This window comes from Allobosea sp. P5_A5, from assembly GCF_056400625.1.
In genome coordinates, this window is sequence record NZ_JBFUKY010000004.1 from 70,539 (window position 1) to 83,825 (window position 13,287).

General features: G+C 65.3%; 10 protein-coding genes. 6 read left to right on the forward strand and 4 right to left on the reverse strand.

From position 1 onward, the window contains the following. Positions 1 to 37: 37 nt before the first annotated feature. Genes AC1DR6_RS10020 through AC1DR6_RS10030 form a run of 3 tightly spaced genes read right to left on the reverse strand, consistent with a single transcriptional unit; the run spans position 38 to position 2,344 of the window. Complete coding sequence (locus AC1DR6_RS10020; RefSeq protein ID WP_476829076.1) at positions 38 to 754, reverse strand: SDR family NAD(P)-dependent oxidoreductase; 717 nt, start codon at positions 752 to 754, stop codon at positions 38 to 40. Between the two features lie 36 nt (positions 755 to 790). After that, positions 791 to 1,300, reverse strand: a complete 510-nt coding sequence (locus AC1DR6_RS10025; protein ID WP_476829077.1) for a 2'-5' RNA ligase family protein — start codon at positions 1,298 to 1,300, stop codon at positions 791 to 793. Between the two features lie 18 nt (positions 1,301 to 1,318). Continuing rightward, the gene (locus AC1DR6_RS10030) at positions 1,319 to 2,344 is read right to left on the reverse strand and encodes an ABC transporter substrate-binding protein (RefSeq protein WP_476829078.1); all 1,026 of its coding nucleotides are present in this window, start codon (positions 2,342 to 2,344) and stop codon (positions 1,319 to 1,321) included. Between the two features lie 175 nt (positions 2,345 to 2,519). Here AC1DR6_RS10030 and AC1DR6_RS10035 point away from each other — a divergent pair, with 175 nt between their 5' ends. From AC1DR6_RS10035 to AC1DR6_RS10060, 6 genes are all read left to right on the forward strand, one after another. Next, positions 2,520 to 4,163 carry an FAD-dependent oxidoreductase gene (locus AC1DR6_RS10035; RefSeq protein WP_476829079.1) on the forward strand — a complete coding sequence of 548 codons (1,644 nt, stop codon included), beginning with the start codon at positions 2,520 to 2,522 and terminating at the stop codon, positions 4,161 to 4,163. Continuing rightward, positions 4,160 to 5,692, forward strand: coding sequence for a glucose-6-phosphate dehydrogenase (gene zwf / locus AC1DR6_RS10040; RefSeq protein WP_476829080.1), 1,533 nt, complete (start codon positions 4,160 to 4,162; stop codon positions 5,690 to 5,692). The genes AC1DR6_RS10035 and zwf overlap by 4 nt, the downstream gene beginning before the upstream one ends. Further along, the gene (locus tag AC1DR6_RS10045; RefSeq protein ID WP_476829081.1) at positions 5,689 to 8,388 is read left to right on the forward strand and encodes an MGH1-like glycoside hydrolase domain-containing protein; all 2,700 of its coding nucleotides are present in this window, start codon (positions 5,689 to 5,691) and stop codon (positions 8,386 to 8,388) included. The genes zwf and AC1DR6_RS10045 overlap by 4 nt, the downstream gene beginning before the upstream one ends. Before the next feature lie 300 nt (positions 8,389 to 8,688). Continuing rightward, on the forward strand, positions 8,689 to 9,456 hold the full coding sequence (locus tag AC1DR6_RS10050; RefSeq protein WP_476829082.1) for a GNAT family N-acetyltransferase: 768 nt from the start codon (positions 8,689 to 8,691) through the stop codon (positions 9,454 to 9,456). A 10-nt stretch (positions 9,457 to 9,466) separates the two neighbouring features. Further along, a complete protein-coding gene (locus AC1DR6_RS10055) occupies positions 9,467 to 10,657 on the forward strand; it encodes an alanine racemase (RefSeq protein WP_476829083.1) in 1,191 nt (396 codons plus the stop codon). 128 nt (positions 10,658 to 10,785) lie between these two features. Next, positions 10,786 to 12,243 (forward strand): aldehyde dehydrogenase family protein, encoded by a 1,458-nt coding sequence (locus AC1DR6_RS10060; protein WP_476829084.1) that lies wholly within the window; start codon positions 10,786 to 10,788, stop codon positions 12,241 to 12,243. 76 nt (positions 12,244 to 12,319) lie between these two features. On the opposite strand, the gene AC1DR6_RS10065 is transcribed toward AC1DR6_RS10060, so the two are convergent. After that, positions 12,320 to 13,258, reverse strand: a complete 939-nt coding sequence (locus tag AC1DR6_RS10065; protein ID WP_476829085.1) for a glycoside hydrolase family 16 protein — start codon at positions 13,256 to 13,258, stop codon at positions 12,320 to 12,322. Between the last annotated feature and the right edge of the window lie 29 nt (positions 13,259 to 13,287).

The window sequence follows — 13,287 nt, forward strand, 5'->3', positions numbered from 1 at the left end:
GGTGCCGTGCTGGCCCGCAAGATGCCGTGAGCCGGGCTCAGAATGGAATTCGGGACCCGTCCCAGGCCAGCAATTGGCCGGATTGTTCGCGCGACGCCCCGTCGATCACAGCCAAAAGACGAGTTGCGGAATCGGTTGGCGAGAACACGCCCGGCTTCGTGTCATCGTTGCGGAAGGGCTGGGAGAGACCGGTCGTCACCGTGCCGGGATGCAGAGCGAGCGCGATCGCGTCCGGCCGGATCCGCGCCAGCTCGACCGCCAGCGTCCGGATCAACTGGTTCAGCGCGGCTTTCGAGGCGCGGTAGCCGTACCAGCCGCCGAGACGATTATCTTCGATCGAGCCGACCCGCGCCGAGAGCGCTGCGAAGACGGAGCGTCCCTCTTTGGGCAGCAGTGGGACGAAATGTTTGGCGACGAGCGCCGGGCCGATGGCGTTGACGGCGAAAAGCTGGGCCAGCGCTGTGGGATCCAAAGCCTTCAGCGCCTTTTCCGGCGCGATGCCCGGTGCATGCAGAATGCCGCTGGCGACGATGACGAGCCCGACCGGATCGCCTCCGGCCATGCTCTCTGCGGCAGCACGAAGACTGTCCTCATCGGTGATGTCGGCCTTGTGGGCGATCAGGGTTTCGCTCGAGCGTCCGCCCGTCCGCGACAGCGCATGCACGGAGGTGAACGCGCCGGACGCGGCGACAGCCGCGACGAGCGCCGAGCCGATGCCGCCCGTCGCGCCGACGATCACGGCTACCCGCGACACCGGGCCTCCCATCTGCAGGCCGATCCGGCAACTGCGTCACGTCTGGAACGCGTATTCACCCGCAGCCTCCCATGGTCCCGCGCGATAACGCCAGAGCAACAGCCCGGTTGCCTCGATTGTGAAAGGCTCGAACCCTGCCGAAAGGCTTTCGAACAGCGCCTTCGCGGCCGGAGCCGAAACCTTGTTCTGGATCGTGACATGGGGGCGGAAGCCTGCCGCGTCCTGCCGCGTCAGCCGCGCCGCCCATAAACCGGCAATCGAAGCCCGCAGAGCCACCAACTCGGCGCTGAGAATGTTGTAAGCGGTGCCCTCGCCAAGGAAGCGCAGCGACGGCACGGTCATCGCAAAAGGCGACTGGAGTGCCGCGATCGAAGCCAATTGCCTGGAAATCTCGGGCTGATGTTCGCCGGGCAGGTGATGGAACAGGGTCAGATGCGCGGGAATGAGGTTCCTTGCCGGCGGAAAGTGCCGCATCCGCTCGGCCTCGAATCGCGCGGCGCTGGCCAGGTCGAGCCGCAAGGTCAGGATCAGCGGCGCGTCATCCATCCAGCGGGTAGCCGACGTTTATAGATTGGCCTTCGCCCGCGCGCGATCGAAAAAGGCCTGGTCGAACAGGCCGTCGATCGGCGGGGCGCGCTGGAAATCGCCGAGTTCGACCTGATAGGCCAGCAGCTCCTCCGTCGCCTTGCGGATATCGGCGGGATTGTTGACGAAGCGCACGGCGGGTGAAACTAGGGCCCGCGCAATCGTCTCCTCCGCCACGAGCCCCCCGCCGAGCGCGGCGAGCACATAGGGCGCGACCTTGGCGGGCTCGCTGAGAATCTGCTGCGTCGCGCGCAGGAACAATCCCAGGAACCGCTCGGCAAGATCGGGCTGGTTCTTGAGGAGCGTGCCCGAAGCCGCGACGACGACACCGGGAATATCCGGAAACATCTCGGGGGAGTTAACGATGCGCTTGATCCTTGGATCGCGCTCGGTCACCAGCGTCACCGAGGGTTCAAGCAGCGTGCCGCCGTCGATGGCGCCGGTCAGCATCGCCTGTTGCACCACCTCGATCCCCATCTGGACGATTTCGACCTCGGCGGGGTCCACCTTGCCAATTTTCCGAAGCCAATGGTGGAGCGCAACGGTCGGCACGCCGCCGGGCGGCAGCGTGCCCAGCTTGGCCCGGCGCCCGGTCGCGGTCTTGAAGGCGGCGAAAGCCTTGGCGGGATCGTTCCCGTTCTCCGCGAAGGCCTTGGCGAGAGCCGGTCCCGCGACGAAGGCCGCGCCGCCGACGGCCGCGGCTGCGATCACCGAGGCTTCGAGCCCTCGGGCACGAGCGACCGCGACAGGCGCGACGCCGACCGCAAGGATGTCGAGCGTGCCCGAGGCGAAAGCCTGGATGGCGTTCGGCCCGGAGTCGAATTTGCTCAGCTTGAGGTCGAGCCCGGCCTTTCGTGCCGACCCGTCGCCATCCAGAACGAAAAGCGCGCTTGCCCCGATGACGGGAACGTAGCCGATCCGGAGTTGCGCCGCCTGGGCGAAGCTTCTTTTCGATCCGGCGATCGAGGCTGCGGCCAGCGCCAGCATGGTTCTACGGTCGATCATGGCTCGCCTTTTGGCTCCGCGCACCGTCAGGTGCGTTCGCGCTCTATATGGAACGGTGCCGGCATCGAAGCCAGCGGTCAGGGCATTCCGCGGCGTTAAGTTAAATTTCCTTCACGTGCGAACTTGATAGGGACAGGCTACGTTCACTCGGCGTTGGCTGCGGGGAAGACACTTTATGGGCGACGATCATTATGACGTCGTCATCGTCGGCTCGGGCGCGGGCGGTGCGACGATGGCGTGGAGCCTCGCGAAAACCGGCAAGCGCATCCTGCTGATCGAACGTGGCGACTACCTGAAGCGCGAGCGGGCGAACTGGGACAGCGACGCGGTCTTTCGTCAGGCCCGCTATCAGGCCGACGAAACCTGGACCTCGTCCAGCGGCGCGACATTCAAGCCCGGCCTGCATTACTTCGTCGGCGGCAACACCAAGGTTTATGGCGGCGTCCTGCTGCGCTTGAGGGAGCAGGATTTCCACGGTGTCGCCCACCCGGACGGCATCGCACCGGAATGGCCGGTGAAATACGACGAGTTCGAGCCTTACTATCAAGCAGCCGAGGAGCTTTTCCAGGTCCATGGGGTGCGGGGGGAAGACCCGACCGAACCACGCTGGACGAGGCCCTATGCCCACCCGCCGATCCGCCACGAGCCGCGCATTCAGGACATCGCGGACGGCTGGCTCCGCGAAGGGCTACATCCGTTTCACCTCCCGATGGGCGCGATGCTCGATCAGGACGAGACCGGCGCCGCGATGCCGACCTCGCTTTTGCTGCGCTGCGACCCCTTCGACGGCTTTCCCAGCCTGACCAACGGCAAATCTGACGCGCAGGTGATCTGCGTCGATCCCGCGCTGGCGGCGCATGACAATTTGACGCTGCTCCGCAACGCCTATGTCTCCCGCCTTCTGACCGACGAGACCGGCGGGCGCGTTGCCGCCGTCGAAATTCTTATCGAGGGGCGGGTACACCGGGTGTCCGGCGATATCGTCGTCGTCGCCTGTGGCGCGCTGTCCTCGGCCCTGCTGCTTCTGCGCTCGCAAAACGAGGTTCACCCCGAGGGGCTTGCGAACAGTTCGGGCCAGGTCGGCCGCAACTACATGCGCCACAACAACGCGGTCGTGCTGGCGATCTCGCGGACACCCAATCCGACGGAATTCCAGAAGACGCTCGGGCTCAACGATTTCTATTTCGGGCGTGACCGCAGCCCTGCCAACGAGTGGGACTATCCGCTGGGCCATATCCAGATGGTCGGCAAGTCGGACGGCGTGCAGATCGAGGCCGAAGGCCTGCCGGGTCTGCTGCAATGGCTGCCGCAGAAGCCGTTCGACTGGATCGCGCGGCATGCCGTGGATTTCTGGCTGACCTCGGAGGATCTGCCTTTACCAGACAATCGCGTGTTCTATCGCGATGGACAGGTGCATCTGGACCTCTCAGCCAGCAATCTCGAAGGCCATCGGCGCCTGCGCGAAAAATTGCGTCTGCTCTGCGACAAGGTCGACATCCATCCGCAGCTTTTCGACCGGACGCTCTATCTCGGCCAGGACACGCCGATCGGCGGCACGGCGCATCAGGCCGGCACGCTCCGTTTCGGCGAGGACCCGGCAGCCAGCGTCCTCGACCGGAACTGTAAGGCCCATGATCTGGACAATCTCTACATCACCGATGCGAGCTTCTTTCCCTCGATCGGGGCTGTGAATCCGACGTTGACCATCATCGCCAACGCCTTGCGGATCGCCGATACCATCGCGGCGCGCCTGGGCTCGCCGCTGGACCATCGTCCATCGGTGAACCCGCCGATCGAGACCCCCGGAGAACGACCATGACGCCTGCCACGTCCCCCGTAGCGGCCGATGCCGCGAAGCCGGCGCCGGCTCCGGCCTGCACGCTCGTCATCTTCGGCGGTGGTGGCGACCTCACCAAGCGGCTGCTGATGCCGGCGCTCTACAATCTGGCTCGAAGCGGGCTTCTCGACGCCAAAACCAAGATCCTGGGCGTTGATCATGGCGACGGCAGCGACGATGGTTGGCGCGATGGCCTGACCAGGATGATGCAGTCCTTCGTCAACGATCCCCATTCGGAGTTCCATCCCGACAGCATCGATCCGGACGCCTGGGGCTTCGTGCGCGAACGCCTGCATTACCTGCAGGGCGATTTCCTCGCGCCCGAAACCTATCAAAAAATCCAGGGCGCGGTTCAGGGCAACGCGATCTTCTATTTCGCGGTCGCGGCACGGTTCTTCTCGCCCATCGCGAAGCAGTTGGGCGCGGCCGACCTGCTGAAGCCCTCGGACGGCGCATTCAGGCATCTGGTGATCGAGAAGCCGTTCGGCAGCGATGTCGCTTCGGCGCGGGCGCTCGATGCCGATCTGCTGGCTGTCGCAGACGAAAGCCAGCTTTACCGGATCGACCATTTTCTCGGCAAGGAAGCCGTACAGGGCATCATGGAGATGCGCTTCGCTAACCGCGTCTTCGAACCGCTTTGGCGAGCCGAACATATCGACCATGTCCAGATCACCGCGGCCGAAACCATCGGTGTCGAGCAGCGCGGCTCCTTTTATGAGCCGACCGGCGCGTTGCGCGACATGGTGCCGAACCATCTCTTCCAGCTGCTCTGCATGACGGCAATGGAGCCGCCCGCGAGCCTGGATGCCGAGGCCATTCGGGACGAAAAAGCGAGGCTGGTCGCCGCTATTCAGCTTGTGAAGTCAGGCGATGCGGTGCGCGGCCAGTACGGCGCCGGCAGCATCGCGGGGCAAGCTTCGGTCGCCTATCGTTCGGAGCCGGCGGTCGCGCCCGACAGCCGCACTGAAACCTATGCCGCGCTCAAGCTCGAAATCCAGAACGAGCGCTGGCAAGGCGTGCCCTTCTATCTGCGCACCGGCAAGAAAATGCGCACGCGCCGCACCGAGGTCGCGCTGATCTTCAAGCCCACGGCTCTGGCGCTGTTCGGGGCCTCCGTGGGACAGGGGGCGCCGAATGTCTTGCGCTTGCAGATCGACCCCGAAGAGGGCGCCCGGCTGAGCTTCGACACCAAGCTGCCCGGACCGAGGATGCAGCTTGCCACCGTCTCCGCATCCTTCCAGGCCCATGATGTCTTCGCTGAACAGAATGTCGTCGGTTACGAGACGCTGCTCTACGACTGCATGCTCGGCGACGCGACGCTGTTTCAGCGTGCCGACAGCATCGAGGGCGCCTGGGCCGTCGTCGCGCCTGCGCTCGATGCGTGGACGAGCGGCGAGCCGCAGATCTATCCCGCCGGGAGCGACGGCCCCGCCGATGCGGATGCGCTTTTGCAGCGCGACGGGCGGGCCTGGCTGACGCTCGACGACGACAGCGGGAAGCCGACGCGGTGAACGACAAGGACGGGCAGGGTTCGACGCGGCTGCTCGACACAGCCGAAGGCCGACGCATCGCCACCGCTCATGAGGGCGGCTGGCGGCGCTGGGGGCCTTATCTCGCAGAGCGGCAATGGGGCACCGTGCGCGAGGATTACAGCGCCGACGGCGATGCCTGGGCCTATTTCCCGCATGAGCACGCGCGCTCCCGCGCCTATCGTTGGGGAGAGGACGGCATCGCCGGCTTCTCCGACAGCCATCAGCACTGGTGCCTGTCGCTAGGGCTGTGGAATGGTCGCGATGACATCCTGAAAGAGCGGATGTTCGGATTGAGCAACCCGCAGGGCAACCATGGCGAGGACGTCAAGGAACTTTGGTGGTACCTCGATGCCGTTCCGAGCCACGCCTACCTGAAGATGCTCTATAAATACCCGCAGGCGGCGTTTCCCTATGCCGATCTGCTGGCCGAGAACGGGCGCCGCAAGGGCAAGGATCTGCCGGAATACGAGCTTACCGACACCGGCATTTTCGCCGAGAAGCGCTATTTCGACATCACCGTCGAATACGCAAAGGCCGGCCCGGACGACATCCTGATGCGCGTCACCGCGCTGAACCATGGCCCTGAAACGGCGAGCCTGCATGTTCTGCCGCAGCTTCTCGCGCGCAATACCTGGTCCTGGAGCGAAGTCGGGGCCCGTCCGCTGCTGAGCCGCGATGGCGACGATGTGCAGGCGCGGATGGATGGCCGGCCGTTGCTTCGCTTCAGCGCCTTGCAGGACGCGCGGATGCTGTTTTGCGAGAATGAGACGAACACCGACCGCCTTTACGGTACTAGTGTCGGCGGCGCCTTCAAGGATGCGATCGGCGACGCCGTGATGGGCAGGCGCGATGCAGGCGCGCTGCCCGAAAGCGGCACCAAATGCGCCGCGCTCGATAGACGCGATATCGGGCCGCAACAGAGCATGGTCTGGCGGTTTCGTCTCGCGCCCGACCACGGCAGGGGGCAGTCTCGGGGAGACATCGCAGCGTTCGACGGCGTTTTCGCCGCACGCCGCGCCGAGGCCGATGAATTTTACGGCACGCTTCAGCGCGATATCGCCGGCGACGATGCCCGGGCCGTACAGCGACAGGCGCTCGCCGGCCTGATCTGGTCGAAGCAGTCCTACCATTTCAATGTGCCGCGCTGGCTCGCGGGCGACCCGACGCAACCGCCGCCGCCACCGGAGCGCTTGAGCGGCCGCAACAGCGAGTGGATCCATCTCGACAACGCCGACATCATCTCGATGCCGGATAAATGGGAATATCCCTGGTACGCCTCGTGGGATCTCGCCTTCCACTGCGTGACGATGGCGCTGGTCGATCCGGCGTTCGCCAAGGGCCAGCTCCTGCTGCTGGCGCGCGAATGGTACATGCACCCGTCGGGCCAGCTGCCGGCATACGAATGGGCTTTCGGCGATGCCAATCCGCCGGTCCAGGCCTGGGCGGCGCTGCGTGTCTACCGCATGGACGAGGCGCTGACCGGCAAGGCCGATCGCAGCTTCCTGGAGCGCATCTTCCACAAGCTGATCCTCAATTTTACCTGGTGGGTGAACCGGAAGGACGAAGCCGGCCGCAACCTGTTCGAGGGCGGCTTTCTCGGTCTCGACAACATTGGGCTTTTCGACCGCTCCAAGCCCTTGCCGACCGGCGGCACGATCGAGCAGGCCGACGGCACCGCCTGGATGGCGATGTATTCGCTCAACCTGATGCGGATCGCGCTCGAACTGGCGGTCGAGAACGATGCCTATGAGGACATCGCCTCGAAGTTCTTCGAGCACTTCCTCTACATCGCCTCGGCCATCACCCGGATCGGCGATGACCGGATGGGGCTCTGGGACGAGACCGATCAGTTCTACTACGACGCGTTGAAGCTGCCGGATGGCCGCCAGATCCCGCTGCGCGTCCGCTCGCTCGTCGGACTCATTCCGCTTTGCGCTGTGGAAGTGCTCGACGCCGATATCGAGCAGCGTTTTCCCGCCTTTTCTGCCCGGGCGCGATGGATGCTGGAAAACCGGCCCGACCTCACCGGGCAAATCTCGCGCTACACCGAGCCTGGCCAGGACAACCGCCTGCTGCTTTCGCTGCTGCGGCGCCACCGCATGACGGCTCTGCTCGGCCGCCTGCTCGACGAGGGCGAATTCCTTTCCCCTCACGGTGTGCGCTCCCTGTCCAAGGCTCACGGGGAGAAGCCCTTCGTGCTCGACTGGGAAAATGCCCAGTTCGACATTGATTACGAGCCGGGCCTCTCGCGCACCAACCTCTTCGGCGGCAATTCCAACTGGCGCGGGCCGGTCTGGATGCCGCTGAACTACATGCTGATCGAGGCGCTCCACGAATTCGAACGCTTCTATGGCGATACGCTTCAGATCCCGTGTCCGACCGGCTCGGGCGCGAATACCGGGCTCTCAGGCGTCACCGACGAACTCACCCGGCGGCTGACCGGTCTTTTCCTGAGAGACGCGAACGGACGCAGGGCGGTCTTCGGTGACAATGCGCTGTATCAGGACGATCCCGCCTTCAAGGACCTGATTCCCTTCCATGAATTTTTCCATGGCGAGACCGGAGAGGGGTTGGGCGCGATGCACCAGACCGGCTGGACCAGCCTCGTGGCGCTGCTGCTTCAACCCCGCCGCGCCGTCAGGGGTGCGGACGTGCCCTCCGCACCGAAGTCGTGAGACGCCAGCACCGAAACCCGAGAGCCCGTGTAAGGACTTCCGCAAGGGCATTAAGCCAGAGCTGAATTGCGAATTAATTGGACATTAATTGAAAAATTAATGGCAGAACCTATCATTGCCACCGGTTCTTGGCTCCGTTTCGGGCGAACTGCGCTGAGGCTCGATACTGGCCGAGTGCGCGGAATGAATGCGTTGTGAGAGATTTTCGTGGCGGATATCGGCGATAAAATTGACGGCCCCCCTGTTTTACGGGCGCTCTCCGAATGTCACCTCGAAGGAGCGTTGGCGCTCTCGCGGGAGATGTCCTGGCCTTATCGTCTCGCTGACTGGGCTGTCGCGATGGAGATCGGTCACGGCCTTGCTCTGGTTCGCGACGGCGTCGTGATCGGGACTGCTGGCTGGTGGGCCTATGGGGAGACCGACGCCTCGATGGGCATGATCATCGTCTCCCGCGCCGAACAGGGCAAAGGCTATGGCGCCCTGCTCGTGGATGCCGTCCTGGAGGCTGCGGGCTCCCGCGTGATCCAGCTCAATTCCACGGCGGAAGGTCGCCCGCTTTACGAGCGGCGCGGCTTCCAGCCGGTGGGGACCATTCAGCAGCATCAAGGCGTTTTTTCCGGCGCGGGCCTCGGCTCGCCAGGGCCCGGCGTTAGACCTGCCACGTCCGATGATAGGCAGGCCATCGCAGGGCTCGACCAAGCGGCGACGGGCTGGGTCCGGACCAAGATGCTCGAAAGCCTGCTCGCTGCGGCGGATGCCTGGGTGCTGGAGCGAGACGGCGCCGTGCAGGGATACTGCATGTCTCGGCTTTTCGGCCGCGGCCATGTCATCGGCCCGGTCATCGCGGAGAGCGCCTCCGATGCGCGCGAGCTGATCGCTGCCGCGCTCATCCCGCTGGCTGGACAGCGCGTCCGGATCGACACCGCGTCCACATCGGGCCTCGGCGACTGGCTCGGCACACTTGGCCTCGAACAGGTCAGCGATGCGCTCACCATGGTTCGCGGCAGCGCCACGCCACTGCCCGGCCCGGCCCAGCGCTTCGCGCTGGCAAACCAATCCTTCGGCTAGGAAAATCCGAATGCTTTCGTCAACGCAAAACGCCGCTGTCACTGCTCGCGCCACAGAGGCGCAGGCCTCGACGTTGCAGGATCTGGTGACGCCGGCCCTCGTCCTCGCCAAGGACAAGCTGGAACGAAACCTTGCACGTCTTCGCGAACGGGCGAGGGCCCAGGGCGTCGTCCTGCGCCCCCACATGAAGACCGCGAAATCCATCGATGTCGCGCGCCTGGTCTTTCCGGCCGGTACCGGCCCGATCACCGTCTCGACGCTGGCGGAAGCCGAGTATTTCGCGGGCCATGGCTTCACCGACATCACCTATGCGGTCGGCCTCTCGCCGCAATCGGCGCAACGGGCGATGACGCTCCGCAGGGCCGGCGTCGATCTTAAGCTTCTGCTCGATTCCGCCGAGCAGGCGGAGGCGCTTGGCGTCGCCGGCCGCGTGGCGGGCGTGCAGCCTTCCGCCTTCATCGAGATCGATTGCGACTGGCACCGGGGCGGGTTGCGGGCGGATGATCCCGAGCTTCTGCGCGTTGCCCATGCGATGAAGAAGGCGGGCGTCGCGCTTGCCGGGATCCTGACCCATGCCGGCGAATCCTATGCCCTCCACACGCGCGACGCGCTTGTCGCGGCCGCCGAAAACGAGCGCGCCATCGCCGTCCAGGCGGCTGAAACCCTGCGCGCGGCGGGACATGACTGTCCGATCGTCAGCGTCGGCTCGACGCCCACGGCCCATTTCGCCGAAGACCTGACGGGCGTCACGGAGCTGCGGGCCGGCGTCTACATGTTCTTTGACCTTGTCATGCATGGGGTCGGCGTCTGCTCGACGGATGATCTCGCGGTGTCCGTTCTTGCGACGGTGGTCGGTACCAAGCCCGACAAGGGCTGGATTCTTGTCGATGCCGGCTGGATGGCGCTGTCGCGCGACCGCGGAACCGCAGCCCAGCGCGTCGACCAGGGCTATGGCCTGGTCTGTGATCTCGACGGAAAGCCCTATCCCGATCTGATCGTTGGCCAGGCGAGCCAGGAGCATGGCGTGCTCTTGGTCAGGCCCGGCTCGACCGCGACGCCGCCGGAGCTGCCGGTCGGGTCGAGAGTGCGGATTCTGCCCAACCATGCTTGTGCCACCGCCTCGCAGCACGAAACCTACAATGTCGTGTCAGGGGGGCGCCAGGACATCGAAGCCCGCTGGCCACGTATCCGCGGCTGGTAGTCCCAGAAAAGATCGAGCCTGCTCGCTCTGGCCGGGCAACAAGGCCTAAGTCACTGTACGACAAGTGCCCGCCCGCTCGCTCGTTGAGGCCCGGGTCGACCTGTATGATCGAATCGAGGACCGCTTCCATGATCGACCCTGTTCGCCATCTGGCCGCTGCCGGCTTCCTCGACCGGTTCTACATTGGTGGAGAATGGTACCGGGCCTCCGGCACGGAGAGCGCCGCCGTCATCAACCCTGCCACCGAGCAGGCTGTGGCCGAGATCGCGCTCGGCGATGCGGCGGACCTCGACCGGGCCGTGCAGGCCGCGAAGGCCGCCGGCCCCGGCTGGGCGGCCGTGCCCGTGGCCGACCGCGCGGCGCTGCTTGGCCGCATCCATGACCTGATCCTGGAGCGCGGGGAGCTTTTCGCGCAGGCGCTGACCGCCGAGATGGGCGCGCCGATCAACTATGCCCGTCAGGCGCAGGTGAAGCTCGCAGCCGAGCACATCCGCGCCGCAAGGGACAACCTCCTCGACTTCCCCTTCATCCGGCAGCGCGGCGCCACCGCGATCCTGCGTGAGCCGATCGGCGTGTGCGGGCTGATCACGCCCTGGAACTGGCCGCTCTACCAGATCACCGCCAAGGTCGGACCGGCGCTGGCGGCTGGTTGCACGGTCGTGCTCAAGCCGAGCGAGCTGTCGCCGCTCAGCGCCTTGCTGTTCGCGGAGGTGATGAACGACGCGGGCTGTCCGCCGGGCGTCTTCAACCTCGTTAACGGCAGCGGCCCGGTGGTCGGCGCCGGCATGGCGGCCCATCCCGATATCGCAATGATCTCGATCACCGGCTCGACGCGCGCCGGCGTGCTGGTGGCGCAGGCCGCAGCCCCGACGGTCAAGCGGGTGGCGCAGGAACTGGGAGGAAAGTCTCCCAACCTGTTGCTGCCTGATGCGGATGTGCGCCGGGCCGTTCCGCTGGGCGTCGGTGCGGCTTTCCGCAATATGGGTCAGTCCTGCAGCGCCCCGACCCGCATGCTGGTTCATCGTCCGCAGTTGGCCGAGGTCGAGGCTCTGGCTGCGTCGGCCGTTGCGGAATTCGTGGTCGGCGACCCGCTGCGGGACGAGGTCACCCACGGCCCCATCGCCAATCGGCCGCAGTTCGAGCGCGTGCGCATGATGATCCGCGTCGGGCTGAAGGAGGGGGCCAAGCTCATCGCTGGCGGGAGCGGACATCCTGACGGCCTCGACGCCGGCTTTTTCGTCCGGCCCACCGTGTTCTCCGAGGTCCTGCCGCAGATGCGGATCTCGCAGGAGGAAATCTTCGGCCCGGTCCTCTCGATCATCCCCTATGACGATGTCGACGAAGCGATCGAAATCGCAAACGACACCGTCTACGGCCTGGGCGCCCATGTTCAGGGCGCCGATCTCGACCGCGCCCGTGCCGTCGCGGCGAAGATCCAGTCCGGCCAGGTCCATATCAACCACCCGGCCTGGGACCCGAACGCGCCTTTCGGTGGCTACAAGCAGTCGGGCAATGGTCGCGAATACGGCCCCGAAGGCATCGAGGAGTATCTCGAGACCAAAGCGATCCTCGGATATTACGCCTGACAAGGCGGCGTGCGCTCGTCCCTCACGGCGAGCTTCGAACTGTCTGGGCTGCGACCTGTCGAGACGTGTCCGGAGATCACGTCACCTCGCCATAGACCCGGACATAGTCGACACGCAGCCGCGCCTGCCGATCCTCGGGCTTGAGCGGCTGCGGAAATGGCACGTCGGTTCGCAATGCGAGCGTGAGCAGGGGCCAGAAGACATCGTTATCCGCGTCGAGCCCGCTTGCGCGGCCGATCCGCCAGTCGACCGCACGGCCGGTCCTGGGGTCGCGGACGGGCTGGCGCTCGAAATAAAGGACGCAGCGATCGCCTTCGATCAGCCCGCCATAGCGAAAATAGCCGGAGGTCAGATCGACCTCGGTGGGAACGCCGATGCCCTCGTGCCGCTCGCCCGGCTGGCCCCACTCGTGCAGATAGGTTCCGTAGAGGCGAGGCTCCCAGCCCTTATGCTCGACGATATCGATTTCGACGCTGGTTTTGGGGAACAGGATGCTGCGGCCATTCATCAGCCAGAAGGCCGGAAAGCTCAGCGGATGAGCCGGGAACCGCATCCGCGCCTCGAAATAACCGTTGCGCCAGCCTCTCAGGATGGTGCCGTTGCGCCTCGCGGTCTGGAGATTGCCTGAAATCCACTGATATTCAGGAAGCGCATTGCCGTAATAGCCGGGCACGGCCATCTGCCGACCGATATAACGGGCGGAAATTTCAAGCGCGTGACCTTCTGAGGCCAGCGGATCGTCTACAATGGCGTAGGGGTCGAAGCCCTCTTCGCCGCCAAGGCGACTGAAGGCCGAGCGACCATAGAAGCCTGGCTCGGACGTGGTCGCCTTCGGACCGGCCTGCCAGACCGCCGGATCGATGCTCGCAAAGGAATCGTCGAACAGGAGCTTGCGGCCGAGCGTCGGGTCCGTCGCACTTTGCTGAGAAGCAACCGTCGTCGGGCGAAGGCTTGCTGCCGTGGTAAGGGCCATGGCTGCATGCAGGAAACCTCGGCGGGACGGCGTGGTCGGCATGGCTCGTCTCCGTTGACGTGGGACGCCCG

Excerpts from the sequence above, each read along its gene's own strand:
- AC1DR6_RS10025 (WP_476829077.1), bottom strand. The coding sequence starts at position 1,300 with ATGGATGACGCGCCGCTGATCCTGACCTTGCGGCTCGACCTGGCCAGC.
- AC1DR6_RS10030 (WP_476829078.1), bottom strand. The coding sequence starts at position 2,344 with ATGATCGACCGTAGAACCATGCTGGCGCTGGCCGCAGCCTCGATCGCC.
- AC1DR6_RS10035 (WP_476829079.1), top strand. The coding sequence starts at position 2,520 with ATGGGCGACGATCATTATGACGTCGTCATCGTCGGCTCGGGCGCGGGC.
- zwf (WP_476829080.1), top strand. The coding sequence starts at position 4,160 with ATGACGCCTGCCACGTCCCCCGTAGCGGCCGATGCCGCGAAGCCGGCG.
- AC1DR6_RS10050 (WP_476829082.1), top strand. The coding sequence starts at position 8,689 with ATGTCCTGGCCTTATCGTCTCGCTGACTGGGCTGTCGCGATGGAGATC.
- AC1DR6_RS10055 (WP_476829083.1), top strand. The coding sequence starts at position 9,467 with ATGCTTTCGTCAACGCAAAACGCCGCTGTCACTGCTCGCGCCACAGAG.
- AC1DR6_RS10060 (WP_476829084.1), top strand. The coding sequence starts at position 10,786 with ATGATCGACCCTGTTCGCCATCTGGCCGCTGCCGGCTTCCTCGACCGG.
- AC1DR6_RS10065 (WP_476829085.1), bottom strand. The coding sequence starts at position 13,258 with ATGCCGACCACGCCGTCCCGCCGAGGTTTCCTGCATGCAGCCATGGCC.